This is a genomic window from Actinoplanes palleronii (assembly GCF_016862315.1).
In the GTDB taxonomy this organism is placed as follows: domain Bacteria; phylum Actinomycetota; class Actinomycetes; order Mycobacteriales; family Micromonosporaceae; genus Actinoplanes; species Actinoplanes palleronii.
Genome location: NZ_BOMS01000031.1, coordinates 55,093 through 81,890 on the forward strand (window position 1 = coordinate 55,093; position 26,798 = coordinate 81,890).

General features: G+C 71.9%; 20 protein-coding genes. 11 read left to right on the forward strand and 9 right to left on the reverse strand.

The annotated features are described in order from the left end of the window. Nucleotides 1-20: 20 nt before the first annotated feature. The 3 genes from Apa02nite_RS11660 to fxsA form a co-directional block, all read right to left on the reverse strand. Nucleotides 21-1,700, reverse strand: a complete 1,680-nt coding sequence (locus tag Apa02nite_RS11660; RefSeq protein ID WP_203825063.1) for a putative bifunctional diguanylate cyclase/phosphodiesterase — start codon at nt 1,698-1,700, stop codon at nt 21-23. A 215-nt stretch (nt 1,701-1,915) separates the two neighbouring features. After that, nucleotides 1,916-3,349: an aKG-HExxH-type peptide beta-hydroxylase gene (locus Apa02nite_RS11665; RefSeq protein ID WP_203825064.1), complete on the reverse strand. Its 1,434-nt coding sequence runs from the start codon at nt 3,347-3,349 to the stop codon at nt 1,916-1,918. Nucleotides 3,350-3,363: 14 nt separating this feature from the next. Continuing rightward, on the reverse strand, nt 3,364-3,552 hold the full coding sequence (fxsA, locus tag Apa02nite_RS11670; protein WP_067689041.1) for an FxSxx-COOH cyclophane-containing RiPP peptide: 189 nt from the start codon (nt 3,550-3,552) through the stop codon (nt 3,364-3,366). A gap of 336 nt (nt 3,553-3,888) precedes the next feature. Here fxsA and Apa02nite_RS11675 point away from each other — a divergent pair, with 336 nt between their 5' ends. Beyond that, entirely contained in the window at nt 3,889-4,287 is a 399-nt protein-coding gene (locus Apa02nite_RS11675; RefSeq protein ID WP_239164259.1) for a hypothetical protein, read from the forward strand. Nucleotides 4,288-4,306: 19 nt separating this feature from the next. Here Apa02nite_RS11675 and Apa02nite_RS11680 read toward each other — a convergent pair whose 3' ends face one another. Continuing rightward, on the reverse strand, nt 4,307-4,591 hold the full coding sequence (locus tag Apa02nite_RS11680; RefSeq protein WP_067689050.1) for a DUF427 domain-containing protein: 285 nt from the start codon (nt 4,589-4,591) through the stop codon (nt 4,307-4,309). Nucleotides 4,592-4,839: 248 nt separating this feature from the next. Between Apa02nite_RS11680 and Apa02nite_RS11685 the strand changes: the two genes are divergently transcribed. Together Apa02nite_RS11685 and Apa02nite_RS11690 are read left to right on the forward strand one after the other, a co-directional pair. After that, the gene (locus tag Apa02nite_RS11685; RefSeq protein ID WP_239164260.1) at nt 4,840-5,976 is read left to right on the forward strand and encodes a hypothetical protein; all 1,137 of its coding nucleotides are present in this window, start codon (nt 4,840-4,842) and stop codon (nt 5,974-5,976) included. After that, a complete protein-coding gene (locus Apa02nite_RS11690) occupies nt 5,973-7,391 on the forward strand; it encodes a hypothetical protein (RefSeq protein ID WP_203825065.1) in 1,419 nt (472 codons plus the stop codon). Before Apa02nite_RS11685 ends, Apa02nite_RS11690 begins: the two co-directional genes overlap by 4 nt. Before the next feature lie 235 nt (nt 7,392-7,626). Here Apa02nite_RS11690 and Apa02nite_RS11695 read toward each other — a convergent pair whose 3' ends face one another. The 4 genes from Apa02nite_RS11695 to Apa02nite_RS11710 all read right to left on the reverse strand — a co-directional run bounded on the left by Apa02nite_RS11695 (nt 7,627) and on the right by Apa02nite_RS11710 (nt 12,948). Then, nucleotides 7,627-9,453: a GAF domain-containing SpoIIE family protein phosphatase gene (locus Apa02nite_RS11695; RefSeq protein ID WP_203825066.1), complete on the reverse strand. Its 1,827-nt coding sequence runs from the start codon at nt 9,451-9,453 to the stop codon at nt 7,627-7,629. A 291-nt stretch (nt 9,454-9,744) separates the two neighbouring features. After that, nucleotides 9,745-10,584: a bifunctional DNA primase/polymerase gene (locus Apa02nite_RS11700; protein ID WP_203825067.1), complete on the reverse strand. Its 840-nt coding sequence runs from the start codon at nt 10,582-10,584 to the stop codon at nt 9,745-9,747. A gap of 21 nt (nt 10,585-10,605) precedes the next feature. Further along, complete coding sequence (locus Apa02nite_RS11705; protein ID WP_203825068.1) at nt 10,606-11,616, reverse strand: beta family protein; 1,011 nt, start codon at nt 11,614-11,616, stop codon at nt 10,606-10,608. Nucleotides 11,617-11,652: 36 nt separating this feature from the next. Beyond that, on the reverse strand, nt 11,653-12,948 hold the full coding sequence (locus tag Apa02nite_RS11710; RefSeq protein WP_203825069.1) for an AAA family ATPase: 1,296 nt from the start codon (nt 12,946-12,948) through the stop codon (nt 11,653-11,655). Between the two features lie 94 nt (nt 12,949-13,042). On the opposite strand from Apa02nite_RS11710, the gene Apa02nite_RS11715 reads away from it, so the two are divergent. The 6 genes from Apa02nite_RS11715 (at nt 13,043) to Apa02nite_RS11740 (ending at nt 23,723) form a co-directional block, all read left to right on the forward strand. Then, the gene (locus Apa02nite_RS11715) at nt 13,043-13,414 is read left to right on the forward strand and encodes a hypothetical protein (RefSeq protein ID WP_203825070.1); all 372 of its coding nucleotides are present in this window, start codon (nt 13,043-13,045) and stop codon (nt 13,412-13,414) included. A gap of 1,284 nt (nt 13,415-14,698) precedes the next feature. Then, nucleotides 14,699-15,367: a hypothetical protein gene (locus tag Apa02nite_RS11720; protein WP_203825071.1), complete on the forward strand. Its 669-nt coding sequence runs from the start codon at nt 14,699-14,701 to the stop codon at nt 15,365-15,367. Between the two features lie 313 nt (nt 15,368-15,680). Further along, nucleotides 15,681-19,904 (forward strand): PDDEXK-like endonuclease domain-containing protein, encoded by a 4,224-nt coding sequence (locus tag Apa02nite_RS11725; protein WP_203825072.1) that lies wholly within the window; start codon nt 15,681-15,683, stop codon nt 19,902-19,904. Between the two features lie 339 nt (nt 19,905-20,243). Continuing rightward, nucleotides 20,244-21,929, forward strand: a complete 1,686-nt coding sequence (locus Apa02nite_RS11730; protein WP_203825073.1) for an EAL domain-containing protein — start codon at nt 20,244-20,246, stop codon at nt 21,927-21,929. Nucleotides 21,930-22,136: 207 nt separating this feature from the next. Next, nucleotides 22,137-22,595, forward strand: a complete 459-nt coding sequence (locus tag Apa02nite_RS11735; RefSeq protein WP_203825074.1) for a MarR family winged helix-turn-helix transcriptional regulator — start codon at nt 22,137-22,139, stop codon at nt 22,593-22,595. A 42-nt stretch (nt 22,596-22,637) separates the two neighbouring features. After that, nucleotides 22,638-23,723 (forward strand): S-(hydroxymethyl)mycothiol dehydrogenase, encoded by a 1,086-nt coding sequence (locus Apa02nite_RS11740; RefSeq protein ID WP_067700728.1) that lies wholly within the window; start codon nt 22,638-22,640, stop codon nt 23,721-23,723. 39 nt (nt 23,724-23,762) lie between these two features. Here Apa02nite_RS11740 and Apa02nite_RS11745 read toward each other — a convergent pair whose 3' ends face one another. Beyond that, complete coding sequence (locus Apa02nite_RS11745; protein ID WP_203825075.1) at nt 23,763-25,139, reverse strand: MGH1-like glycoside hydrolase domain-containing protein; 1,377 nt, start codon at nt 25,137-25,139, stop codon at nt 23,763-23,765. Between the two features lie 200 nt (nt 25,140-25,339). Between Apa02nite_RS11745 and Apa02nite_RS11750 the strand changes: the two genes are divergently transcribed. Both Apa02nite_RS11750 and Apa02nite_RS11755 read left to right on the forward strand, forming a co-directional pair. Continuing rightward, entirely contained in the window at nt 25,340-25,624 is a 285-nt protein-coding gene (locus tag Apa02nite_RS11750; RefSeq protein WP_203825076.1) for a hypothetical protein, read from the forward strand. Then, nucleotides 25,621-26,727: an FAD-dependent monooxygenase gene (locus tag Apa02nite_RS11755; protein WP_203825077.1), complete on the forward strand. Its 1,107-nt coding sequence runs from the start codon at nt 25,621-25,623 to the stop codon at nt 26,725-26,727. Before Apa02nite_RS11750 ends, Apa02nite_RS11755 begins: the two co-directional genes overlap by 4 nt. Nucleotides 26,728-26,798 lie beyond the last annotated feature (71 nt).

The window sequence follows — 26,798 nt, forward strand, 5'->3', positions numbered from 1 at the left end:
GCCGTCGCTCGGGAAGCGGGTCAGCCGGCCAGCGGGATCTCCTTGTCGGCCTGCTTGTCGAGCAGCTCGGTGACGCCCAGGGCGGGCATCGGCCGGGCGAAGTGGTAGCCCTGCGCCCGGCTGCACGCCAGGTCTCGCAGCCACTCGGCCTGCGCGGCGTCCTCGACACCCTCGGCCACCGGCGCGAGGTTGAAGGTCCGCGCGATGTGCAGCACCGCCTCGGCCACCGACGCCCCGCCGCTCTCCGGCATCGCCTGCACGAAGGACCGGTCGATCTTGACGACGTCCACCGGCAGCGCGCTCAGATGACTGAGCGAGGAGAAGCCGGTGCCGAAGTCGTCGAGGGCGATCCGCACGCCGAGCGATTTCAGGTCGGTGAGCACCCGTGCCGACTCCACCAGGTCGGTCAGCGCGACCGATTCGGTCAGCTCCAGCACCAGGTGCTCCGGCTCCAGGCCGGTGCGCTCCAGCACGCCGCGGACCTCGGCGACCAGGTTCGGGTTGCTGAGCTGTGACGCGGACAGGTTGACGTTCATCTCGAAGCCGGGGAACTGCCGCTGCCAGCGGACCGCCTGCAGGCAGGCCTCCTCCAGCACCCAGCCGCCGAGCCGGGGCAGCAGGCCGAGGGACTCGGCCATCTCCAGGAACGCGATCGGCGCGACCAGGCCGCGTTCCGGGTGCTGCCAGCGGACCAGCGCCTCGACGCCGACGGTCTGCTCGCCGTCCAGGTCGACGATCGGCTGGTAGTGCACCTCGAACTGGCCCTCGTCCAGGGCGCGGATGATGTCGCCCTCGGCCTTGCGGCGCTGTTCCTCCAGGGCGAACAGTGCCGGGTCGAACCGCCGGGCCGCGCCGCCGCCGTCCAGCTTGGCGCGGTGCAGGGCCTGGTCGGCCTCGCGCAGCACCAGGTCGATCCCGTCGCCGCCGGGGGTGATCGCCACGCCGGCGCTGGCCCGGACGTGCATGGTGATGCCGTCCACCTCCAGCGGCCGGTGCAGTTCGAGCAGTACCCGTTCGGCCACCGCGAACGCGGCCTGCTCGTCCTCCAGGCCGGGCAGCAGCACCACGAACTCGTCGCCGTCGAGACGGGCCACGGTGTCGTTGGCGCGGACGTTCGCGGCGAGCCGCTCGGCCGCGGCGCGCAGCAGGTTGTCGCCGACCTCGTGGCCGTGCAGGTCGTTCAGCTCGCGGAAGCCGTCCAGGTCGACCACGATCACCGCGGTCATCGTCCGGCTCGCCTCGGCCAGCACGTGCTCGGCCTGCTCCAGGAACATCTTGCGGTTGCCGACCCCGGTCAGCGGGTCGCGGTAGGCCTGCCGGGCCAGCAGCGCGCGCTGCGTGGTCAGATCGTGGATGATCGCCACGTCGGTGCCGGCCCCGGACCAGCGGCGGATCAGCACCGCCACGGCCATCCCGAGGAGCAGCCAGATTGCGCCCGGCGCCAGCTCACCCTGGATGTGCCGGATGCCGCTCACGGTCAGCGCCGCGGCGGTCGGCGCGAAACGCACCAACGGCCGATCCGGCGCCACCAGCAGCATCGCCATGCCGAGGCAGAGGGCCGCGGCCAGTGGCACCAGCCGGGCCGTCAGCGTTGTGTCCGCAGCGTTCGCCGCGGGCCACACCAGCAGTACCAGCGAAGCCAAGACAACGACGTCGTCGACGACGCGCCGCATCCGGTCCAACAGTGCTCTGCGAGCCACGATCCACCTCCGGCCGCTCAGATCGGTCCGGTCGCGGCGGGGCTGAGTGATCGGGCCCTAGTTTCGGTCCCGCAACCTGCCGCAAAGCCGCAGGTCAACCGACTTGCAACCAGCCATCGGCGGTAGCGCGTTCCGCTGCACGTGCAGGCGGGATGTCCCGCGGGTTTCGCTGTTTCGGCCCGGATCGTTTCGCGGTTTCGGTCCGCGGGTCCGGCTCAGGCCGAGAGCCAGGCGGCCAGGTCCGCGATGTCCGCTTCGGGCACGGCCAGCGCCGCGGCCCGGACCAGCTCCGGCCGGCGGCGCAGGGCGAGATGCGGCGAGACGAGGGCAAGGCCGCTCCAGACCGTCTCCTCGTCAAGATCCAGACCTGTTTCGTACGATCGGAGCGCGCTCGTCCACCGCCCGTCCAGGCAGGCCAGCTCACCGTCCGGCGCGTCGGCCGGCCGGTCCCCGCGCAACACCGCCCGGATCAGGCGCAGCCGGGCGCTCGGCCGGGCCGCCGGCGCGGTCGCGGTCACCGTGGAGTCCACCGCGGGCGCCGGGTGCCCGGCCCGCCACGCCCCGGCCAGGGCGGTGACGTCGTCTGGGGCGACGGTCAGGTTCCGCAGTCGCCAGCGGGCCCGGTGATCGGCTCGGGCCAGGCCGGCGAGGCGCACCACCTCGGTGTCGACCGGCTCGGTCAGCCAGGGTTCGACCTCGTCCCGCAGTGCGGTCACCAGCCGGGCCCCGGCCGGGGTCAGCACGCCGCCGCCGAGCAGTTCCCCGGCGGTCTCGTACACGGCCACCCGCCAGCGGGCGAACTCGAACGCCGCCTCGGTCCCGCCGGCGCCCCGGGCGAGTTCGGCGCGCCAGAACCGGGTCACGGCCAGGAACGCGTAGACCCCGTGCAGAACGCCGTAGGCGGGTCGCGGGTCCTCGCGCCACGGCGAGTACCGCAGCCCCGCACCCGGCTCGACCAGCTCGAACAGGCCGTGCACCGCGTTCAGGACGCTGTGCTGGGTCTCGTGCAGCAGGGCCACCGCGAGCCCGGCGCCGGTGACCGGCGCGGACATCGCGATCGCGCCGAACGCCTCCGCCGACGTCGCGCTGACCCCCTCGGCGAGCGGATCCGGCCGGGCCGGGACGATCACCCGCAGCACCTCGGTGAGCAGGCCGGCCGCCGCCGGGTGCCCGGTGACCAGGATGCGCCAGGCCGCGTCCAGGCTGGCCCGCCAGTGCGCGACCTCGCCGGGGGCGAGCGGGCCGGTCGGCGCCAGGCCGAGCAGGTGCCGGAACGGGGTGCTGTCGTCCAGGCGGACCGCCAGCGCGCGCCCGGCGTGCGTGACGGTGAGTGGGTGCCCGGCCGGTGCCGGGAGGTCACCGAGCGCGTTCGCCCAGCCGGGTGCACGCTCGGAGCACACGGTGGCCAGGACTCGGGCCGCCCACAGGCCGGTCATCGGATCGGCGGCGCGCGTACCGAAGGCGGCCGCGGTCATCGTGCCGGACCGTACGTACCAAACAGGGTTGTCAGGAACCGCGCGCCGCAGCTGCAGCAAGAGGAGCAGATGGCGGCTCAGCTGCGCTCTGCGCAGCAGGCCGAGAGTGCCGGACGAGGGCCGGCCGGCGCCGAGGTCGGCGAGGTCGGCGTCGGCGATCCGGAACGGGCGCAACGGGAACCGGCCGGTCAGAGCGCCGAGTTGAAGCCGGCGATCTGCTCGCTCGGGCCGGCCAGGTCGTCGGCGAGGCGGCGCAGGCAGTGGGTCAGCGCTGAGTCGTCGCGGGCGACCAGCTCGGCGAGGGTGGAGTCGGAGACGTCGATCATCGCGGATCGCCACTCCGGCGTGGGTCCGTCGTCCGGCTGACTCGTCTCCACGGCACCCCCTCGATCGTGGTCGTCGATGCGTTGCCTGAAGGTTACGACGGTCGTCGGGTCGAGTGAGCGCCGGGAGTCGCTACGGTGGGTGCTCGCGGGAGTGGCGTGGCCGTGATCTCATGGGACGTCATCATCGCAAGTCGGTAACGGAGGGCTAAAACGTGCTGGGTGGAGATCTGGACGCCGGTAGGGCGGCGGATGCGGTCGAGGCGGCCGAGTTGGCCGAAGCCGAGGCTCCGGTGATGCCGGCGGCACCGCCGTTCCCGTCCTTCGCGGCCGTTCCCACGCTGCCGCACCAGGTGCCGGGCAACGGCTTCGAGAGTGGGAGGGACAGCCGTGCACGCTGAACCGGGCCCCCGGCCACGCCTGCCGCAGCGCGGGCCTGCGCCGCTGGTCGAGCAGATGGACAACGCCGAGCTGGCCCGGATGGTCGAGGCCGAGCACCCCTATCGCGGCCGCGCGCTCTTCGAGCTCAACGACCGGGTGGCGACCGACGACGACGCGGTCACCAAGGTGGCGATGCTGACCCGGCTCACCTCGCTGCGCCGGGCGCGGCTCTTCGACCGGGTGTCGCTGGCCTGGTCGGCGATCATCGCGCTGCTGGCCGCGGAGACGACGAACGCCCGGACCGAGGCGTATGCCGCCTTCCGGGCGCTGGATCCCGAGGAGCAGCACGACATGCTGGACTATCTCGAGGTCACCGCGATCGAGGAGGCCCATCCGCGCATCGCGTGAATGGGCCTCGCGAATGGGACTAGATCTCCACCTTCACGTCTTTGCGGAAGGCCACGCGGTCGCGGACCGCTGACGCGTCCGGTTTCGGATCCGGGTAGTACCAGGCGGCGTCCGCCGCCGTCTGTCCCTCGGCTCGCAGCGTGTAGTACGACGCCTTGCCCTTCCAGGGGCAGACGGTGTGCGTGTCGGAGGGGATGAGCACGTCCTCGCGCACCGAGGCTCGCGGGAAGTAGGTATTCCCCTCGAGCACCACGGTGTCTTCGCTCTCCGCGATCACTTCGTCGTTCCAGATGGCCTTCGGCATGTCCCGAACCTAGCGCGCCGTCGGGTTTGTGACTGATATGCGCGTTTTATTCACCTCTCGCGGGTGAAACGTGGTGCGATTGCCGCCGCCGGGTACAAAGATCTACAGTCTCATTCTGTTCAGCCCCTTGTTCAGTCCTCGTTCAGCCCTTTTGTTCAGCCCCGACTCGATCTCCGAAGCCCCGACTCGATCTCTCCGAAGTCCTGACGCGATTTCTCCGTAGTCCTGACGCGATCGGAACGGCTCTGATGACCCGGCTTGACCAGCTGCGCGGCCCTGCCAACAAGGCCAAGCGCCACAACGCGCGGACGATCTCCGCCCTGACCGGCAATCCGGGCTGCGACCGGCGCGCCGTGCTGGACGCGGCCGGCATCGACAAGGTGAAACTCGCCGAGGTGATCGGCTTCCCGGGCCGCTTCGGCCAGTCCCGGTTCGCGCTGACCCGGGGCAACGCGTTCGAGGCGCGGCTGAAGGCCGACGACTGCGCGCTGCTGCGCTCGGTGCTCGGCGCCGGCGACGCCGAACTCGGGTACCAGGACCTCGGCGCGGACTCCGACGACACGCTGGGCGACCGGCACGACCGTACGGTGAAACTGCTCGCCGAGGCGAAGGCGGCGCTCATCGACCACCCGCTGCTCACCCTCGAGGTGGCCGGGCAGACCGTCTACCTCGAGCCGGACCTGGTGGCCTACGCGCACCACGGCCGCCTGCAGGTCGTCGAGATCAAGTCGTTCGCGATCGTCGACGGGCAGGCGGAGAGCGCCAAGGTCTCCGCGGCCGCGACCCAGGCCGCCGTCTACGTGCTCGCGCTGCGCGACCTGCTCGGCCGGCTCGGCATGGACCCGCTGCTGGTCGACCACGAGGTGGTGCTGGTCTGCCCGGAGAACTTCGCGATGCGCCCGATGGCGGTCAAGCTGGACGTCCGCAAGCAGCTCTCCACCCTGCGCCGGCAGCTGTCCCGGCTGGCCTCGGTCGGCGAACTGATCGACGCGCTGCCGCCCGGGCTGACGTTCGACCTGGCCCGGCCGGCCGAGGAGCTGACCGCGTCGCTCGGCGAGGTGACGCCGCGGTATGCGCCGGAGTGCCTCTCCACCTGCGAACTCTCGATGTTCTGCCGGGACGAGGCGACCGGGACGACCGGGTCGCTGGGCCGGCCGGTGCGGGAGGCGCTGGGCGGGATCGAGAGCGTGCACGAGGTGCTGGCCCTCGCGTCCGGATCGCAGGAACCGAGTCCTGACCAGGCCGAATCCGCCGCGCTGCTGCGGACCGCGCTGCGGTTGCGGGAGGAAGCGCTCGGGCCGGGCGCTTCTCTCGGGCCGCCTGCCTCTCTCGGGCCGGGCGCCTCTCTCGGGACGGCCGCCTCTGTCGGGACGGCCGCTTCTTGAGCACGCTCACCGCGCTCGCCCGGGCGCAGGCCGTCGCGTCCGGCCGGGCGCAGCCGATCGCCACCGTGCGCCACCTGCACGTGCACGACCACCCGATGGTCCTGGTCCCGCTCGCGATGGCCGGCGAGGCGAACGCGCCGCTGGCCGCGCTGGCCGGCACCGACCCGGCCAAACCGGAACTGCTCGTGGTCACCCAGCCCCGGGACCGCAACGAGCGGTTCGCCTTCGCCGACCGGCTGGCCCAGCTGCTCGTCGCGTACGTCGACGGGTTCGCCGACGCCACCGAGGACATCCCGATCGACCGGGGCAAGGACGTCCGGACCCGGTACGCCGACGCGCCACAGCTCTGGGTGCCGAACCCGGGCGGCATCGACTTCCTGCGCCTGTTCGGGCGGTCCACCCGGTTCCGGACCGTGGACGGCGAGCACCCGGTGCCGGCCGGTGTGCCGATGCTCGGCCGGTGGCTCACGTTCTTCGCCACCAGCGCCGAGGTGCCCGGCTCGGCGCTGCTGCTCAACGCGGTCCAGGCGCTCGGGCTGCACTGGGCGACCGGGCAGAGCGGGGCCGAGGATGCTCAGCTCGGCGTACTCCTGGCCTGGATCGAATCGGGCGCGGAAGCGGCCCGGGAGGTGGAGAACGGTCCGGTCGCCGGGCCGGACACCGATCCGGACTTCGACAACCGGGTGCTGGCGCCGATGATCGAGCGGAACGCGCCGGAACTGCCCGAGGTGCTGCGCGAGCTGATGCTGCCCACCTGGGACCGGATGTGGCGGACCATGACCCTGCTGCGCCGGCTGCCGGTCGGGGAGCGGGTGGCGACGCGGTGGGACTCGGACAAGGACGTCTACACGGCGTTCGCCCAGCACGTGGCGGAGGGCGGCGCGCCGCAGCCCCGTCGGGACGGCGCGGTCGCCGCGGCCGCGCGGCTGCAGCGGCTGGAGAGCGCGGCCTCCCGGTACGCGGTGCAGCGGGCCTTCGACGACCCGCTGGTGCTGGCCGAGTACCGGCTGGCCGGTGCGGCGTTCGCCGGGACGGTGACCCTCGCGGCGCCGGACCGGATCGACGACAGCGGCAAACGGCCGGTGCTGCGGCCCCGGATCATGGTGCGGACCGCGGAGGTGGTCCGGGTGGAGCCGGGTACGTCGCTGACCTCACCGTCGCGGCCCGGTCAGAAGGCGCGCGTGGTGTCGGTCGCGCCGGCCGGGGTGGCGGGGGAGTCCGACGTGCTGCTGGAGCTGTCCGGAGGGATGGGGCGCAAGCTGGTCGCCGAGCCGGGAAGTGTGCCCGCGGTGGGCGAGCGGCTGATGCTGACCACGCTGAGCGAGGAGTTCCGGCGGAGCGGCGCGCTGCCGGACCCGGCGGAGACGCCGTGGACGCATGGCGGCCCACCGGTGCTCGCCGAGCCACCCCTCTGATCGGCCGCTATCTCCCCGGCCGCTATCTCCCCGGCCGCTATCTCCCCGGCCGCTATCTCCCCGGCCGCTATCTCCCCGGCCGCTATCTCCCTGGCCGCTATCTCCCCGGCCGCTGATGCCTGGCCGCCTTGATCTTGCCGGCGGCTATCTCACCGGCGGATTTGATCTTGTTGGCGGCCTTGACCCACTGCGGTCCTGCCTGTTGCTTTGATCGACTGCGGGCTCGCGCGGCGCCTCAGCCGGGCGCTACCTCGCCGGTCAGCCGGACCAGCAGCAGGGCGATGTCGTCGCTGCGGCGCGGGGCGACCTCCAGCAGCCGGGCGCACAGCTCGTCGCCCGGATAGACCGCGCTGGTCCGGAGCACCTCGGCGAGCCGGGCCACCCCGTCGTCCAGCAGCTGTTCCCGGTCCTCGACCAGGCCGTCGGTGTAGAGCAACAGCGTGGAACCGGGCGGCACATACCGGACCGTGGACGTGCGCGCCTGGTGCGGCGGCAGCCCGAGCAGCGGCTCCGGCGGGATCCACCAGACCTGCACCCGGCCGTCCGGCAGGAGCAGCAGCGGCGGCGGGTGGCCGGCGTTGGCGAAACTTATCGAATACCCCGACCAGGACTGCCGGACCCGGGCCAGCACCGCGGTCGCCGAGGCCGGCACCCGCAGTCCGCACAGCGCCTGGTCCAGCTGGGTGAGCAGGACGCCGGGCTCGTCGTCCCGCCCGTACGCGTTCCCCCGCACCAGGTTCCGCAGCTGCCCCATGGTCGCGGCGGCCTCGATGTCGTGCCCGGACACGTCGCCGACCGCGACCATCACGCTGCCGTCCGGCTGGGCGAACGCGTCGTACCAGTCGCCACCGACCGCGGCACCGTCCTGCGCCGGCAGATAGCGGGCGTGCAGCTCCACCCCGGGCAGCTGCGGCAGCTCGGTGAGCAGGCTGCGCTGCAGCACCTCGGCGACGTGCCGCTGCTCCCGATAGAGCCGGCTGTTCTCCACCGCCAGCCCGGCCCGGCGGCCGATCTCCGCGGCGATGCGTTCGTCGGCGGCGCTGAACGGCGCCCGGTCCGGCCCGTTGACCAGCAGCACCGCGCCCAGCACCAGCCGATGCACCGGCGAGATGATCGGCGCGACCATCGACGAGCCGAGCCCAGCCGCCATCGCGAGCTCCGCGATCTCGGCGTCGGTGAGCTGGTCGCGCAGCTTCGCCGAGCCGTCGAGCCGGCGCACCGGATAACCGCCGTCCCGCCGGGTCGCCCGCATGATCGCCTCAAGGTCGGTACGTGAGCGAGCCGCCAGAGTCGCCAGCCGGGCCATGTCGGCCGCCCGCCCGGGATCCCGGTGCGCCGCGCTGACCTGCGGCGCGCCCTTCGGCTCGTCGGCGTACGTCACCACGCACCAGTCGGCCAGCTGCGCCGTGACGATCCGCCCGAGCCGGCGCATCGCCTCGTCCAGGTCCATCGTCGCGGCCAGCGACTCGGTCAGGTCGGTGAGCAGCGCCAGCTGGTGGTGGGCGGACTCGGCGGCCCGGCGGCTCTCCTCGGCCGTGGCCCGGGCGATCCGCAGGCACACCTCCGACGAGCAGACCTCGGCCAGCTCGGTGAGCAGCGTGATCTCGCTCGGTGTCCACTCCCGGGGCTCGTGGTCCACGGCGCCCAGCGCGCCCACCACGAGCCCGTCCGGGTCGGTGATCGGCACTCCGGCGTACGAGATCGCGCTGAGCTGCTCGATCGACGGGTTGCCGCGGGTCCGCGGGTCCACCCGGACATCCGGAATGATCAGCATTTCGCCGGCCACCACCACGTGCCGGCTGAACGAGTGGGTCAGCGGCATGGTGCGCTCGCTGGCGATCGGCTCGGGCATGCCGACCTGGCCGGCCAGGTACTGATTCTCGGCGTCCACCAGGCAAACCACCCCGAGCGGGGCGTCCACCAGCATGCGGACCAGCATCGCCACCCGGTCGAACGCCTCGTCAGGCCCGGCGCCGCCCAGCCGCCGCACCGAACGCAGGCGCACCGGATCAGCGAGCACACTCTGCTCGGCGTCGCCGATGACGTCCCACTGCAGCACCATCGCCCCCCGGCCGGTCGCCTGTCAGGCTACCGGCGCGCGGCCCATCAGAACCCGCACGTCAGCGACCCGATCATCCGTTTCCGCTAGCCCGATCGGTCACCCTTTCCCCCTCATCCGGGCCATCCCCGCAGCTCAGCCCCCTCCCACACCACCACCCCCACAGTGACCCTCCCCACAACCACCACCCACCCCACCTGTGTCCCCCGCCCCGCCCGCCCGTCAGGAGGCCGGCTGGCTTCCAGGGGTGTCTCGACACCCCGGACACACCCCTCACACCCAGCCCGCCCCCGCTCACGCCGCCCGCCCAGGATTCTCGAAACGATGCCGAACCCCTGCCCGCAGCCCCGACCGGATCGTCCCCTCGATCTCCCCCGGCCCCAGCCCCGCACGCCGCGCCGCGGCCGCCAACTCCCGATGCACCTCCCCGGCGTCGAGCAGCCCCGCCCCCACGAACCGGCCCAGCGCGAACGCCGCCCGGTTCAACGTGTCGTTCCGGCAGCCCACCGCGGCTCGGGCGACCCGATCGGACTCCGCCTCCAGCACAACCTCCGCGTACCGATCGGGGTGGGCGATCGGCTGCGGCGGCGCCGGCGGCGGCCCGGCGATCAGGTCCCGCAGCGGCGCCGGGATGACCGGCAGCGCCGAGCCCGGCCGCCGGATCCAGGTGTACCCGGTCCCGGCCACGTGCCGGGACGGCGGCGCCAGCACATACCCACCGGCGCCGCGCCAGTCCAGTCCGGGCACGAGATGCACCCGGTTGCCGTGACCGGTCGGTTGGAACCACAGGTGGCGGCCGCCCCCGCCGGTCCGCACCTGCGGGCCGGGCGGCATCTCGTCACCGAGCAGGTGGCGCAGCCCGTGCCAGCCCTGCGCCGAGTCGACGTCGGCGACGTCCATGACCACGCCGGTGCGCAGCCCCACGTTGGCCTGCGGCCAGTGCGTCCACCAGAGGGTGATCACATGCGGGTCGGTGCTCGCCTCGGTCAGTCCGTGCCGCAGCCGGGGATGCTTGCCGGGACTGTCGCATCGGGCTCCTCTCGCGCAGGAACAGACACCACCCTGGGCAGGCGTGTGCACCGGCAGCACCGGGATGCCGTGCCGGGCGTACGCGAGGGCAGCCATGAGCGACATTAGAACAAGCGTACGACAAAATCAGGCCTCCGGCAGCGCCCGCAGCACATGGGAGATGTGGTGCGATGTGCTCCATGCGATCCAGCTCGCCGAGCTGCCCGCGCCCCGGGCGGTGCGCGCCCGCCGGGCGATCTCGGCGTCGCCCCAGGAGAACCGGGCGCCCGCGGCCGGCCACTGCGGCGAGGTGACGAGGGCCCGGCACAGGTCGTGACAGCGATCGTCGCTACGGCCGCCGCGCCGCGCCCAGCGATAGATCCACCAGTCCCGGTCGGTGGTGTAGCGCAGCGTCGGCAGCTGCCGGTGGTGCTGCACGCCGAGCCGCCGCACCGGGGACGTCACGCCGTAGTCCGCGTACCCGATCCCGGACTCGTCGAGCCGCGCCCACACCCGCGCGTCCAGCCGGCCCACCGCGACCGGCCGGTCGGTGGGCAGTTCGTCCAGGTTGGGCGGCATCGCGCCGGACGCCACGCTCACCGATCGCCACGGCAGGGTCCGGGCCCAGCGCAGCACCCGGCGGGCCCGCTCCTCGACCTCGTCGGCATGCGACCGGCAGGCGGTCTCGGCCAGATCGATGATCAGGTCGACGTCGCCGTGCTCGAGCGCCGTGGCGGCCAGGATGTGGTCGGTGACGGCGTCGGCCCGCGCCGGATTCCCGGCGTCGACGTGCGGCTGCAGCCGCAGCATCGCCCGTCGCTGATTCATCCGCGCGGCCAGACCGTGGGCCACCAGGCGGCGATTGCTTTCGTACGGCCTCAGCACCGGCATCGTCGCCACTCCCAGCCGGGCCAGCCGTTCCGCCAGGGCCAGGGGCTGCTCCGCCGGGTGGGGTGGCTCCGGCACGTTGCCGAAGTCCAGCGCCAGCACCCCGGTACGTGGTCGCAGCTCCCGGACCAGCGGAACGATGTCGATCGCCGGATCGAGCTCGACGACCGGCGTGACCCGGCCGGCCTCGTCGGGGGAGAGGTGCGCCAGGGCTGCGAACTCGCCTCGACGTGGCCGGAGAATCGGCTGATAAGCCCCTTTGGGCGTCATCGTCCCACGGTAGCCGGATCGACGGTTACCTGTGGGTTACGACCTGTATAAATGCGCGAGCATCGATTGGTTCGCCTCCCATCCGTCCGGGAACTTGACCGGCACGTTGAGGTGCACCGGCTCGGTCGAGGGGTGCGCGTCGAGCAGCTCGGGGATGCCCGAGCGGGCCACCACCACGCAGGCGTGCCGGTGCCGCGAGGTGAGCACGCAGAGCCGGCCGGACTCCAGGTGGAAGGCGGTGGCGTCGCGCCGGCCGGAGAGCGGGTGCAGGACGACGGTCAGGTCGTACTCCCGGCCCTGCAGCCGGTTGGCGGTGTCGACGGTGATGCCGGCCGCCTCCGGGGGCAGCAGCGCACGGATCGCCGCGGCCTGGTCGCGGTGCGCGGCGCCGATCGCGATCCGGTTCGGCGTGAGTGCGCCGGTGCCCGCCTCGGAGCCGGCCATCCCGCCCCGGGCCAGGGCGCGGGCGGCGAGCCGGGCACAGGCCGCGGCGGCCTCCGCGTCGGTACGCACGGTGAACCGGGCCGGCAGCTCGTGCAGCCCCCAGCCGGTTGCCGCGGCGGTGTCCAGCACCTGGTCGAGCGGGTTCTCGGCGGGTCGCTCGAAGTGCAGCGTGCGCTCACCCGGGCCGGTGCCGGAGCGGAAGCCGGTGAACGGATAGAAAGCCTCGGCCACCACCGGCGCGGCGGACGCCGGCAACCGCCAGGACACCGGCAGCCGATGCACCGGCAGCTCCGGGTTGTGCCGCAGCAGCACGGCGACCGCGCTCTGCATCGGATCCCAGGACAGGCCGGTCCAGCGCTCCACCTCGACGGTGGAGAACGGGTCGAGCTGACCGGGATCCCCCACGAACAGCGCCCGCTCGAACCGCGGCGCGACGCGTAACAGCGCGTCCGACCGCATCTGATAGGCCTCGTCGACGATCGCCCAGGGCCAGCTGCCCTCGGTGATGGTGGCCCACTTGGCGGCCGTCCCGATGGTGATCGCCGGCGAGGCGAGATCGGCCACCTTGGCGGCGACCCGGCAACTCGGATGGTCCTTGACCCGGTCGGTGCGCACGTAGTCGACCGCGGACAACCGGCCGACGGTGACCTCGGGGGAGCGCGTGCCGAGCCGCTCGATCAGGTCGTCGACCTGCTCGTTGGTCTGCGCCACGATCATCAGCGGCGCGCCGGTCGCGGCCAGCTCTCCGGCCGCCCTGACCACGAGCGTCGACTTGCCCGCGCCGGGCGGCGAGTCGACGACCACGCCCCGGTGCCGGCCGGAGTGAAGGTCACCGAGCACCGCGGCGATCACGGCGGCGGCCTCCTCGGCCGGGCTGACTGAACTCACCCGGGCACGGTAGCGCGGCCCACCGACAAAACCCCTCCGACGTACGGGGTGCGCCCGCGCCCGGCGCCTTCCACTGGGTACGCTGCGCCCTGTCATGGATCATGGTGAATGGGAGTGGCCGCCCGCCAAACTGGCGGCGCTGCGACTCGGCCGACGGCTGGCCGTACTGGTCCCGGCCTCGCTGCCGCACCGCTGGTCCTTCGTGCACATCGTGCCCAGCGGCGCCCCCGCCGACACCGCGGCGCTCCAGGCCGGCGCGGCCCGCAGCGACCCCACCCGCAGCTTCCTGATCACCCAGTGGGAGTACGAGGCCGACCACCTGGAGGGTTACGACCAGGCCCTGCACCCGGTCCGGATCCGCCACGCCGAGGCAGCCGGCGAGACCGAACTCCTCGCCGTCCTCCGCGACTGGCAACTCCCCCCAGAAGCCTTCAACCACTCCTGGGACACCGTCACCCCCCACTAGCCCAGTTGTAGGTGCGCTCCGCACCGAAAGTCCCCACGCAGCCTGTGTCCGGTCCTTGCGTGGGGAGTTGTGGTGCGCTCCGCACCGAAAGTCCCCACGCTGCGTGTGTCCGGTGCTTGCGTGGGGAGTTGTGGTGCGTTGCGCGCCGAAAGTCCCCACGCAGCCTGCGCTTCGTGCCTGCGCGGGGAGCTTTCTCGGCGGGAGATCTGTGGAGAACGCGCCAGCCAGCGATAACGCGTCGCAAACGGCGCACCGGGAGTCGCCCGGCGCCCCCGCAGTCGGTGACGGCCTGGGCCTGACCGGCAGCTCGATGGTCACTCGCTGTGCTGGCGTTTCGCTTTCTGTACCGCTTCCATTTCCGCTGGCGCGCGTTTCCCGATTCCCGATCGGCATCTCCGGCTCGCCGATCGAAAACGGAACATAATTGCCCGCATCGGTTCGGCGGTGGCACTGAAATGTGCGGAACTGGGAGTTCGCCGGAGAGTGTCCGGCAATTTCTGGCCGACGCGGGGCGCGCGGGATTCTTCGGCGTCGTCCGGCTGGCACTTGACAGGGTGCCTCGAGGAGTCGGACCGGGGGCTCGCCGGGCCTGCCGGGGCGGTTCTTCCGGCACCGGTTCCGCGTCCCCCGGCGGGCGTCGGCGAAGGTCCATTGTGTACCGGAGCAGCGGCTCACGCCGCGCCGTGCGACTCTGCAAGATCGAGATGGGGCCGACGGGGCGAGTGGTTGTTCTGAGAGCGTTTGCAGCGAGTATTTGATCAGAGAACAGATGTTCTGACGGGAATCTGACACTCGGCTGTCTCGAGTTGCGCAGAGGTCAGGGGTTTGCCCGGTTGTCGCGTCCCGGTTCCGGGTGTGTGGATCTCGATGAAAGCGGGATACAGCACTTGGAACGTTTTTCCATCCGCCGCCTCCACTTCGGAGCGGTCCGGCAAGATGATCATTCGGTTCACCGTCGTGCAGGTGGCGGACTGTTTGATCATGGAGGGTGAAAGGATGTTTGCTTCTTCGTCACCGGTCGGAAATAAGTCGGGTGTTGAATATCGGGTGCGGAGGAATAGCGAAGCCGGCCTGCAACTTGCGTGTGCGGTTCGCCGCGCAAGTTGCAGGTTTCGCCTCCTCTCGGCTCGATGCCCCGGCGTGGTGGCTAACCTTTGATCGACATGCGAGATTTCATTCATGCTTGTTTTTATGATCTCGTTGCGGCCCCTTCCAGTCGATCATCGGAAGTGCAACTCTTCTAGCCAGCAGTGACGTCGACATCACGGACGGTGGTGGTGGGGAATGCGTCCAGACGTACTCGTCGGTCCGAGTGATTGGCTGGTCGAACAGTTCGGCGACAAGGTCGCCGACGAGCTGTGGACCCGGGTCCCGGAGGCCCTGAGCACGGCAATCGACCGTGAGGTGCACGCACGCCCGGCCATGACGCAGACCGTGGAGCGCGTGCTGGGCAATCCGCGGTGGCCGTTGCCCTATGAGGAGTTGGTTCTCTTCCTGGGCACGTTGCCGGGTGCCGAGATCATCAGCGTCCCCCGGTCGGTCTATCAGCTGGTCCTGATCAACGGCCATATCGTGGTGCCGTGGTGTTACGGCCAGTCGGCCCGCCTCTCGATGGCGGATGCCGAGGTCGGCCGCTCGTTCGGCCGGCTCGCCCGCGAGTTGCTCGGCCGGTTCGGCCCGCCGTGGCGCCGCTCCCCGGTGGAGTCGCCACTGCCGCTCGACGCGGTCGACGAACGCGAGGTCGCCAAGATCTGCGCGGCCATCGCCCAGATCGACCCCAAGCCCGAGGTGGTCATCGCCGGTTTCGCCGGTGCGCCCAATCTGGGACTGCTCCGCGCCTGCCTCGGCGAGGTCAAGTCCACCGACAACGGCACTCTCTACTGGAGCCACCTCGACGACCTGCCGCTCCCGCCGCCGGTCATCCCGCGCCCCCGGCGCATGCAGTTTCCCTGATCCTCCGCCCGTGGCGGGCCGGAGCCGCCAGGTGGATGCCGCCCGCCGCCCTGGGCGGCGTCCACCGGCTCCACCTCCGGGCCGGTAGCCCCAACCCCGATCGAAAACGGTCAGCCTGCCAAGCACCGCAGGCTGACCGTTTGACGTCCGGGACGGCGGAACGGGCCCGCGTTGCCGTTGGCGTCGATCCGACCGCGGCCCGGAGGCGGGGCGGGGCCGCGGCCCGCGGGATCCGGAAACCCCGCAAGGCCAGGCGGAATCCACCCCCCAACCGCACTCACCGATTGCCGCGACCGCCTCTAGACTTCACCGGATGGAGTCGCCCACGACGATCCGGGACCGGGCTGTCGCGGTCGCCGACTACCTGCTTGCGGTGCGCGCCCAGATGGACCGCCCGGCCCGCACCCTGCCCTCCGACGCCCACTGGCTCGACGAGCTGCCGGCGCATCCGGACTGCCTGACCGGCCCGGGCGCGGACGGCGCCGCCTGGCTGCGGGTCGGCCGCCCTGAGCTGCCTCCCCCGGTGACGGTCCCGGCCGCCCTCCGCCGCCGGCTCCGCGGCGACATCACCGCCACCACCGAACCCACCGCACCACCGGCCGAAAAGAACGAGCCGGCGTCCGTAAAAATGGAGACCGAGGACGACTTCGACACCTGGCGCGACCACACCTGGCGCCCCTGGTCCCTCCGCACCGCCGCCGCCGAGCAGACCCGTGACCTGCACCGCCGTCTCTTCGACCGGATGCATCAGCTGGACATGGCCGCCACCACCACCGAGCTGGTCTGGGGCCACGGCATCCTGGAGACCACGATCGACGGCGCCCGGGTCCGCTACCCCTTGGTCGCCACCCCGGTACTGATCGAATACGACCCGGACCGCGCCCTGATCAGCGTCGCTCCGGCCGGACCGTCCCGGCTGCAGACCGACGCCCTGCACGGTCTCGACGAGCGTCATCTCAGCCAGCTGCAGGGCTTGGCCGGCCCCGGCGGCGTGGTCGAGGTCGATCTCTGGAACGAGCTGGAGCGCCGCGAGTTCTTCGAGCGCGCGCTGACCCGTCTCGGTCACGACCGCTTGGTGGTCACGACCGCTGAGGACAAACCCAAGACCACTTTTGTACGAGATTCTGCCGTTCTCTTCGCCCGTCCCCGCCAGCGTCAGCTCCGCGGTTTCCTGGAGAATCTCCGCAACCGGCTGACCGAGAACCGCGGTACCGAGGGGGTCGGCGCCCTCGCCGCGATCCTGGCGCACGAGCCGAGCCGCCTGGCCATGCCCGACGATCATCCAGAGACCTGGGACCGGGTCGGCGAGCGCCTGCTCATGCCGCTCCCGACGAACGAGGCGCAGGAGTCGATCGCCCGCCGGCTGGCCCAGCACCGGAACGTGGCGGTGCAGGGCCCGCCCGGCACCGGCAAGACGCACACCATCCGCAACCTGATCTGCCATCTGATGGCGAACGGCAAGCGGGTGCTGGTGGTCGCGCAGAAGGAGGAGCCGCTCCGGGTGCTCCGCGACGGCTTGCCGCCCGAGGTGCAGGCGCTCTGCCTCGCGGTTCTCGGCCGCACCACCGACCAGCTCGTGCAGTTGCAGCTGGCCGCGCGGGAGCTCTCCGACCGGGCGGCGACGCTGGACAAACAGGCCGAGGCGCGCCGGGTGGAGCGGCTCACCGCGAGCCTGGAGGAGGCCGAGCACGAGCTGACCCACGCGACGGCGGGCCTGCGGCTGATCGCCGAGAGCGAGGCGACGACGTACCAGATCGGTGGGGTGAGCCTGCTGCCGGCGGAGGTCGGCGCGTGGCTGCGGGAGCGTGCCGCGGCGCACGGCGGCATCCCGGATCCGGTTTCCGGTCCGCCGCCGCTGACCATCGAGGACTTCGCCACGCTGCTCAAACTGTCCGCCCGGCTGACGCCGGAGGATCGTGCGGCGTCGATGCGGCCGCTGCCGGAGATCATGGATTTGCCGCATGCCGCCACGACGGCGGCCCGGCGGGCCGAGATCAGCGCGGCGGAGGAGCGCCTGTCCCGGTTGGCGGACCAGGGCGTTGATTTTGCTTCGGTACGACGTGAGCAGCGCGCCGCGCACCTCGAGCTGGTCAGTGATCTCCAGGAGGCTCATGCCTGGTTGCGCCGCCGCGAGGGCACCTGGACCGACCGCCTGGGCCGGCTGATGGACGACCAGCACTGGCGCGCCATGTGGGCCGATCACGTGTCCACCGTCGCCGGGCTGCTCGACGAGCTGGCGGCCAGCGCCAAGGAGCAGGCCGGGCACCGGGTGGTGATCGGTGACGAGCTGCTCGCCGAGCCGCGCCTGCTGCTCACCCGGCTGGCCGAGATCCGGCAGCGGTTCGCCGCGGGCAAGGGGCTGAACCGGCTGCTGCAGGCCGGGTTGTTCCGGGTCGCCGAACAGATCCGGGTGGACGGCGAGTCGATGCGTACGGCCGAGGACGTCGATCTGGTCGTGGCCCGGGTCCGTCGCGCGCAGGCGCACCGCCGGCTCGGTGACGTGTGGGCGGACTGGGTGGACCGGCTGCGGATCGACGAGCCGACCGGCGGCTGGACCGATCCGGAGGTGTGGGCCGGCGCGCTGCTCGCCGAGGGGGCCCGGTCCCTGGAGTTCGATCTGCGGCGCTGGCCTCCGCTGGTGGAGCGGGTGGCTGCTCGCGTACCCCAGATCGACCTGGAGTCGGACGGCGCGCGACTCGCGGCGGTGGCCGAGATGATGGACGGCGCCGGCGAGGTCTTCGCTCTCGACCAGGCGCACATCGCGGAGCGGACCGTGGCCGAGCGGCTGGCGCCGTGGCCGGAGCTGGCCGAGGCGTGGCAGAGCCTGGACGGGTGGGACGAGGCGGTCGGCGAGGTCCGCCGGGTGGCCCTGCTGCAGCCGGACGTGCTGCGGTTCCACGCCATGTACGACCGGCTGACCGGTGCCGCGCCGGAGTGGGCCGCCCAGATCGCCACCGGGGAGCACCCGGTGGTCTCCGGCCAGGCCTGCCTGGAGGCCTGGGAGTGGCGGCGGGCGCAGACCTGGTTCGACACCGTGATCGGCGACGTCGACCCGGCGGTGCTGGCCCGCCGGGTGGAGCGGGCCCGGGCGAAGATCCGTCGGCTGACCGGTGACCTGGTGGTCGCGTCGGCCTGGCTCGAGGTGGCCCGCGCCCTTGACGACCGGCGGCGCGCCGCGCTGGCCGACTGGACCACCGCCCTCCGCAAGATCGGTAAGGGCACCGGCCGCAGCGCCGCGCTGTGGCAGGCGCACGCGCAGCGGGCGATGGAGTCCGCGGTGAGCGCCGTGCCGGTCTGGGTGATGTCGGTGGACCGGGCGATCGAGCAGTTCGCCGGTGGCGCGAAGTTCGACGTGGTGATCGTCGATGAGGCGTCCCAGGCGGACCTGTTCGCGCTGCCGGTGCTGTCGCTGGCCGAGCGGGCCGTGGTGGTCGGTGACGACCAGCAGATCGGCCCGCAGCTGAGCTTCGTCGGTCCGGTGCAGGGGCTGATCCAGCGGCATCTGTCCGACGTGCCGTCGGCCGAGCACTTCGATCCGGAGTCGTCGCTCTACGACCACGCGGTGCGGCGGTCGCCGGAGCGGATCCTGCTGACCGAGCACTTCCGCAGCGTGCCGCAGATCATCGAGTTCTCCTCGCGGCACTACTACGACAACAAGATCATGCCGCTGCGGGCCGACCGGTCGTCGCTGGTGCCGATCCGGAACGTGCACTGCGCCGACGGGGCCCGGCAGAACCTGCCCGGGTACGGCGACGTCAACCTCGCCGAGGCGGACGCGCTCGTCGACCGGGTCACCAAGATCGTGGCGGATCCGCGGTACGACGGCCGGACGCTCGGCGTGATCAGTCTGCTGAGCCGCAGCGGGCAGGCGAACTACCTGCTCACCCAGATCCGGGAGGCGATCGGGGAGGACGAGATCCAGGCGCGGCGGCTGCGGGTGGGCGACGCGTACACGTTCCAGGGCGACGAGCGGGACGTGGTGCTGGTGTCCATGGTGGTGTCCGACAACGATCAGCGGGTGGCGGCGTTCACCAAGCGCGACTACCACCGGCGGATCAACGTGGCGGCGTCCCGGGCGCGCGATCAGCTGTGGATCTTCCACTCGGTGCGGCCGGCGTCGCTGCTCGCGGATGACGCGCGGGGGCTGCTCCTGTCGTACGCGATGGATGTGCCCGCCGAGAACGCCGGGACCGATCCGGCGGCCCGGTGTGAAAGCGATTTTGAACGGGATGTCCTGCGCCTGCTCGCGGTCCGGGGTCATCGGCCGATCCCGCAGTTCCGGATCGGCGGGTACCGGATCGACTTCGTGCTGAACGCGCCGGACGGCCGGCGGCTGGCGATCGAGTGTGACGGCGACGTTTACCAGGGGCCGGAGCAGTGGCAGAGTGACATGAGCCGGCAGTCGGTCCTGGAACGGGTCGGCAACTGCGTGTTCGTGCGGATCCGGGGCAGCGTCTTCGCCCGGGAGCCGGAGGCGGCGATGCGGCCGGTCTGGCAGCGGATCGCCGAGCTGGAGATCGCACCGGTCGGCGATTGACGCTCACGCATCGCAAGCTTGTCGGAACGTGGTGTGCATGTGGACGGTGCCTTGCGGGTAGGACATCGCACAAGGTTCTCCAGCGAATACTTACAGTGACTGTCCGTCATGGAGTGAGCGACGCTATTTCGGTGGAATTGGGTAGCAAAGCGGTCCGCCGTTCGGTTGTTTCGGTACTCTGGATGGGCGATAATTCCCTGCTCCTGGCCTTGCCCACGGAAACGTCAAAACATTGACTCTGGCGTCCACTGTTACTACGGCCCGGTGACGGGTCGTAATAGGTAAGGGGTCTTTGGTGGCAGCGGGAGCAGCCGTGCGCGAGGGGGGAGGTGTCGGCGGATGACCGTGCCCGAAGAACGGGAACGCTGGGCTGTCCCGTCGACGCCGTTGCCCGAGCAGCGCACGCCGGCCGAGGACCGTGCCGCCTGGTTCTCCTACACCACCGCGAACGATCAGATCGTCTGGTCCGCGGCCCTCTCCGCGTTGCTCGGCCGGGAACCCGCCGAGAAGGAGATGACCCGCCAGGTCCTCGCTCGGTACGTGCACCGCGACGACCAGGCCGTCGCGCTGGGCGCCATCACCGAGGCCTGGACCACCCGGGTCACCGTGCGGGCCACGCTGCGGCTGATGCGCAACGACGGCGGCTGGTTCGACGTGGACTGCCGGCTGGAGCCGATGATGAGCCCGGACGGCACGGTCCGCGGCATCCGTGGCACGGTCCGGGACGTCACCAGCCGGGAGCGCGCCCGCCGCGAGGACGCCCGGCTCACCCGCCGCGGCGAGACCGTCCAGTCCTCCCTGGTCGAGCCGGACCCGGCCACCGGGCTGCTGACCCGGGCCCGGTTCGCCGACGAGATCGACCGCGCCCTGCGCCGCGCCGCCGGTGCGCTGCTGGTGCTGCGGGTGCAGGCCGAGGAGGCCGGCGACGGCGGCGAGGGTGTGCGCCCGGAACGCAACGCCGAGCTGCTGCACCAGGCCGCCCGGCTGCTGGAGGACCGGATCGGCCCCGATCAGCTGCTCGGCCGGGTCGGGCCGAACGAGATCGCCGTGCTGCTCGCCGCGGCCGGCTGGTCGTCGGCCCGCAAGCAGGCGGCCACGCTCGTCGAGGCGCTGCGCGCGGAGACCGGGGCGCGGGCCTGGGGCGGCCTGGTCCGGTTCCGCACCGACGCCGAGGCGGGCAGCCATGACCTGCTGATCGACGCCGAGCAGGCCTGGCGGCAGTCCCGGGAGACCGACCAGCAGATCACCCTGGTCGCGCACCCGGTGCCGGCCCGGGACCGGCAGGGGTCGTACCGGAACCGGGTCGCCGACGCGCTCGGCACCGACCGGTTCACGCTCTACTCCCAGCCGATCCTGGAGCTGCAGACCAACCGGGTGACCCGGCACGAGCTGCTGCTGCGGGTGCTGGACGAGGCGGACGGCCCGCAGTCGCCGATCCAGGTGCTGGACACCGCGGAACGGCTGGACGCGGTCTTCGACATCGACCTGTGGGTGGTGGAGCGGGCCATGCGGCTCGCCGCCGAACAGCCCGAGATGGGCCTGCAGATCAACCTGTCCGGCCGCTCGGTCGGCGACCCCCGGCTCACCGCCGAGGTGGAGCGCCTGCTGACCCAATACCAGGTGAACCCGGAGCAGCTGACCTTCGAGATCACCGAGACCGCGCTGATCGGCAACCTGAGCGAGGCCCGCCGGTTCGCCGACCGGATCCGCGACCTGGGCTGCTCGCTGGCCCTCGACGACTTCGGCTCCGGGTACGCGTCCTTCCGCTACCTGCGGCTCTTCCCGATCGACCTCGTCAAGATCGACGGAGAATACGTCGTCGACCTGGTCGACAACCCGCAGGACCAGGTGCTGGTGCGGGCGCTGGTGCAGGTCTGCCAGGCGTACGGGATCCACACCGTCGCCGAGTTCGTGCAGGACGAGGCGACGCTGCGGATGCTCCGGGAGCTGGGTGTGGACTACGTCCAGGGATACCTCATCGGCCGTCCGTCACCCGTCGTTCCGGGCCGTCTGCCGAGCGCCTGAAAGGTGATGTTCTAAGACCCAGAGGTACACGACGCCGGAACCGGCCGAGGCCCCCCAGCCAGCCGGTTCCGGCGTCGTGTCGGGGTAGAAAGTCCTCGGACAGCGTACTCGCTGAAGTTCACGTAAGTCGATCGATTCGATGACCCACCGTGGAATGCTGTCCGCCCGGCCCATCCCGGACTGTCCGAACGCTACTAACCTTCCAGCATGAGTGAGCCCCGCTGGTTGACCCAGGAGCAGCAGGGAGCTTGGCGGCAGCTGGTTGAAGTGCTGGTCAAGGTGCCGGCGGCACTGGAGACACAACTGCAGCGGGACGCCGGGCTGACCCACGTGGGTTACCTGGTGATGATGACCCTGTCCGAGCACCCCGAGCGCCGCCTGCCGATGAGCCACCTGGCGAAGCGGGCCTGCGCCTCGCTCTCCCGGCTCTCGCACGTGGTGGCGCGGCTGGAGGAGAAGGGCTGGGTCCGGCGCGAGCGCGACCAGGTCGACGGCCGGGTGCAGATCGCGGTGCTCACCGACGAGGGGTATACGAAGGTGGTGGCGACCGCGCCGGGGCACGTCGAGACGGTCCAGCAGCTGATCTTCGACCGGCTGTCCCCGGCGCAGGTGTGCCAGCTCACCGAGGTGGCCGAAGCGCTGCTGCGGATTCCGCCCGCTCCATAGTCTTGATCTGACCGTTCGATGGTGAAAGGTGCGTGCGGGAACATGAGTCAGCGGGTTCAGGGCGTGATCGCCCGGGAGAAGGGCAAGCCGGTCGAGGTGACCACGATCGTGGTGCCGGACCCCGGGCCGGGCGAGGCCGTGGTGCAGGTGAAGACGTGCGGGGTGTGCCACACCGACCTGCACTACCGCGAGGGTGGGATCAACGACGACTTCCCGTTCCTGCTCGGCCACGAGGCGGCCGGCGTGGTCGAGTCGGTCGGCGCCGGGGTGACCGACGTGGCGCCCGGCGACTTCGTGGTGCTGAACTGGCGCGCGGTCTGCGGCAACTGCCGGGCCTGCAACAAGGGCAAGCCGCAGTACTGCTTCAACACCCACAACGCCACCCAGAAGATGACCCTGGAGGACGGCACCGAGCTGTCCCCCGCGCTGGGCATCGGCGCGTTCGCCGAGAAGACGCTGGTGCACGCCGGCCAGTGCACGAAGGTGGACCCGGAGGCCCGGGCGGCCGCGGTCGGCCTGCTCGGCTGCGGCGTGATGGCCGGCCTGGGCGCGGCGATCAACACCGGCGGGGTGACCCGTGGCGACTCGGTCGCGGTGATCGGCTGCGGCGGGGTGGGCGACGGCGCGGTGGCCGGTGCGGCGCTGGCCGGAGCCACCACGATCATCGCGATCGACACCGACGACCGGAAGCTCGAGTGGGCCAAGGGCTTCGGCGCCACCCACACGATCAACGCGCGTGAGCACGACGTGGTGGAGCGGGTCCGCGAGCTGACCGGTGGGTTCGGCGCCGACGTGGTGGTCGAGGCGGTGGGCCGGCCGGAGACGTACAAGCAGGCCTTCTACGCCCGCGACCTGGCCGGCACCGTGGTGCTGGTGGGCGTGCCCACCCCGGACATGACCGTCGAGCTGCCGCTGCTCGACATCTTCGGCCGGGGCGGCGCCCTGAAGTCCAGCTGGTACGGCGACTGCCTGCCCAGCCGGGACTTCCCGATGCTGACCGAGCTCTACCGGCAGGGCCGGCTCGACCTGGACGCGTTCGTCACCGAGGAGATCCCGCTGGACGGGGTGGAGCAGTCCTTCGCCAAGATGCACACCGGTGAGGTGCTGCGGTCGGTCGTCGTCTTCTAGTTCTTCTCCGCTTTTACGCGGTTTGGAGTGAGCGGGCTTTTAGGCGGCTTTGGAATAGGCGGGCGCCGACCTGTCGGCCAGGAGATCGAGGCACAACGCCGCGGTCCAGCTGAAGGTCGGCGCTCCCAGGCCCTCCCCGGTCTCCGGGTGGAAGTACTCGTAGTGCCCGTGCTCGTGCACCAGGCGCAACATGGCCCGGCGCAGCTCCTCCGCCTCACCGCGCAGCCCGTGCACCAGCATCCCGCGGCGCAGCAGCCAGTTCACGTTGATCCAGACCGGGCCGCGCCAGTAGCGACGGGTGTCGAAGGTGGCCGCGGTCCGGTCCGCGCTCGGCGCCGGCAGGCCGAACCGCTCCGACCGGGCCTCCTCCATGATCGCGGTGACCCGGTCGGCGGGCAGGTCCGGCAGCATCAGCGGCAGCAGACCGCTCACGCAGCGCGCCGGGCTGAGCCGGCCGGTGCGGGCGTCCCGGGCCCGGAACGTACGGGTGACCGGGTCCCACAACCGCCGCGCGATGGCCGCGGTGATGTCCCGCGCCCGGTCCCGGTGCCGCCGCGCGTCGCCGGTCAGCCCGAGCACCCCGGCGATCTGCGCGAGGGCCAGCTCGGCGGTGCCCAGGATGCTGTTGAACGCCGGGCACTCCACCGCGAACGGGTGCCGCTGGGTCAGGTCGGTGTCGGAGTACCCGCCGTCCCGGTAGTTGCGGACCAGGCCGATGTACCGGGCGTAGTCCAGGTCGGTGGGCCGGTGCGCGGCGTGCGCGACGGCCAGGTCCCGGCGCGGGAACCGCTCCAGCAGGGCGAGGTCGGCCGGCACGTTGCCCAGCGCCTCGTCCCAGGCCGGGCTGTTGTCCAGCCCGGACTCCCACGGGTGCACGATCGAGGCCAGCCCGCTGCCACCGGCGTCACGCCGGTCGGTCAGGTACTCCTGCTGCGCCACCAGCCGCGGGTACAGCCAGGCCAACGCGGTACGGGCCTCGCTCACCCCGCCCGCGCCGTGTGCCGCCGCGTGCCGGTAGACCTCCCAGGCGGCCAGGGCGTGCAGCGGCGGCTGGACGATGCCGGTGCTGCCGCGGGCCCGGCGACCGGCGTACGCGGGCACGTTCCAGAACCCGGGCCCGGGGAAGTAGTCGTCCTCGGCGGTGGCCGGGTCGAAGACGATGTGCGGCACCCGGCCGTCCGGCCACTGCGCCTCGAACAGGCTGCGCAGGTCACGCCAGGCCCGGGCCGGGTTCACGAAGGCCAGGCCGACCGCGATGAACGCGGTGTCCCAGCTCCACTGATGCGGGTACAGGCGCCGGGACGGCACCATGTGGTCACCGGACCAGTTGGTGTCCAGCACCCGCGCGGCGGACTGCCACAACTCGGCGGAGGGATCGGAGACGGCGACGGGGGGCGACGGCGGATAAGGGTGCATCTGGTCTCGGGGCCCTTTCCACTGCGGTCGCCGGTAGACCCCCGCCATCGGGCGCGCCGCGGTGCTTCTGAACGAACTGCCGGTTGCATCTTCGGTACCGCGGTTGCGACGGATGTCACCGGGGTGCCTCAGATCACGTCCGGGCCATCCTCGATTCTGCCCGGCCCGGGAATGTCGTACCCCGGTGGTTGGCTGTCGGCATGCCGTCGCTGGTGTTCCTTGCGCAATTCCCGGGTCTGCCCGTCGCCGTTCCGGCGGCCGGGGTCCGCCGTGTCATCCGCGCGCGCCGCGCCGTCGCGCTGGCCCGGGCGGGCCGCGCGTTCGCCACTGTGGAGGTGCCCGGCAGCGTGACGCCAAACCGGTCGACAGCATCGAGCTCCCCGCAAATCGGATTCGATGTTGATCGTGGGTTTCCTGTGACGGTGGCGCGCGGTAATGTTCTGGCTCCGACGCGTATCCATCGACAGGAAGGCGTTGGCCGATGACGCTGCGCATCCTCGTGGTCGGCGCCGGCATTGCCGGCTTGTCCGCGGCCCGGGGTCTGCGAGTCGCGGGCTTCCGACCGGATGTGGTGGAGGCGCTGCCCGCCACCATGAGCCCCAGTGCCGGGATCTATCTGCCCGGCAACGCCTCCCGCGCCCTGCGCCTGCTCGGCCTCGACGTGCCGTTGCGCCCGCTGGGTGACCTGATCTTCCGGCATGTCTTCCTGGACGCCCGCGGCCGCGAGCTGTTCGAGATGGACGTCGCCGCGCTCTGGGCGGGTGTCGGCGAGTCCCGCGCGCTGTCCCGATCGGACCTGCAGCAGGTGCTGCTCACCGGGGTCGGCGGCGAGGTGCGCTACGACACCGAGGTGCGCGACCTGCAGATCGTCGAGGGCGCCGCCAAGATCGAGTTCGCCACCGGCGCCATCGCGGAATATGACCTGGTCGTCGGCGCTGACGGCCGGCGCTCGATGGTCCGTGACCGGATCGGTCTCGGCGGACCGGCCACCCCGACCGGGCAGATCGTCTATCGCGCGGTCGTCTCCGGCGGCCCGCCGCTCACCGACTGGACGGCGGTGCTCGGCCGGCGATCGCAGTTCGTCGCCATGCCGATGGGCGGCCGCAAGATCTACGTCTACGCCGACGAGACCGCACCGGACTCTCCCGACCCGGCCGACCCGCGCGAGCGGCTGCGCGAGGTGTTCGGGTCGTTCGGCGGCCCGGTCCCGGCCATCCTCGACCGGATCGAGAAGGTGTCCGTCGCCCGGACCGACGAGGTGGTCCTGCCGGCCTGGTCGCAGGGCCCGGTGGTGCTGGTCGGTGACGCCGCGCACGCCACCGCGCCGACCCTGGCACAGGGTGCCGCGATGTCCTTCGAGGACGGCTACGTGCTCGGGCAGGAGCTCCGTCAGGCAGATGGGGACATTCCGGGCGCGCTGCGAGCCTATGAGGATCGCCGCCGGCCGCGCTGCGTCGACGTCCGGGATCGCACCCGGGAACGGGACCGCGCCAGGGACGTGCCACCGTCCCTGCGGGACCCGATGCTGCGCCGCCGTGGTCTCCGGATCTTCACCGACCACTACAAGGGCCTCGTCGCTTCGGTGTGACGCTGCTGTTCGTCCTAGGTGGCCCTTTGGTCACCCCGCGAAGGTCGAAGGTCGGCGGGGGACTATTCTGC

Coding starts and splice junctions, on each gene's coding strand:
- Apa02nite_RS11745 (WP_203825075.1), bottom strand. CDS start 25,139: ATGCACCCTTATCCGCCGTCGCCCCCCGTCGCCGTCTCCGATCCCTCC.
- Apa02nite_RS11700 (WP_203825067.1), bottom strand. CDS start 10,584: ATGTCGCTCATGGCTGCCCTCGCGTACGCCCGGCACGGCATCCCGGTG.
- Apa02nite_RS11755 (WP_203825077.1), top strand. CDS start 25,621: ATGACGCTGCGCATCCTCGTGGTCGGCGCCGGCATTGCCGGCTTGTCC.
- Apa02nite_RS11730 (WP_203825073.1), top strand. CDS start 20,244: ATGACCGTGCCCGAAGAACGGGAACGCTGGGCTGTCCCGTCGACGCCG.
- Apa02nite_RS11735 (WP_203825074.1), top strand. CDS start 22,137: ATGAGTGAGCCCCGCTGGTTGACCCAGGAGCAGCAGGGAGCTTGGCGG.
- Apa02nite_RS11750 (WP_203825076.1), top strand. CDS start 25,340: ATGCCGTCGCTGGTGTTCCTTGCGCAATTCCCGGGTCTGCCCGTCGCC.
- Apa02nite_RS11695 (WP_203825066.1), bottom strand. CDS start 9,453: ATGGTGCTGCAGTGGGACGTCATCGGCGACGCCGAGCAGAGTGTGCTC.
- Apa02nite_RS11685 (WP_239164260.1), top strand. CDS start 4,840: ATGACCCGGCTTGACCAGCTGCGCGGCCCTGCCAACAAGGCCAAGCGC.
- Apa02nite_RS11715 (WP_203825070.1), top strand. CDS start 13,043: ATGGATCATGGTGAATGGGAGTGGCCGCCCGCCAAACTGGCGGCGCTG.
- Apa02nite_RS11705 (WP_203825068.1), bottom strand. CDS start 11,616: ATGACGCCCAAAGGGGCTTATCAGCCGATTCTCCGGCCACGTCGAGGC.
- Apa02nite_RS11725 (WP_203825072.1), top strand. CDS start 15,681: ATGGAGTCGCCCACGACGATCCGGGACCGGGCTGTCGCGGTCGCCGAC.
- Apa02nite_RS11740 (WP_067700728.1), top strand. CDS start 22,638: ATGAGTCAGCGGGTTCAGGGCGTGATCGCCCGGGAGAAGGGCAAGCCG.
- Apa02nite_RS11680 (WP_067689050.1), bottom strand. CDS start 4,591: ATGCCGAAGGCCATCTGGAACGACGAAGTGATCGCGGAGAGCGAAGAC.
- Apa02nite_RS11720 (WP_203825071.1), top strand. CDS start 14,699: ATGCGTCCAGACGTACTCGTCGGTCCGAGTGATTGGCTGGTCGAACAG.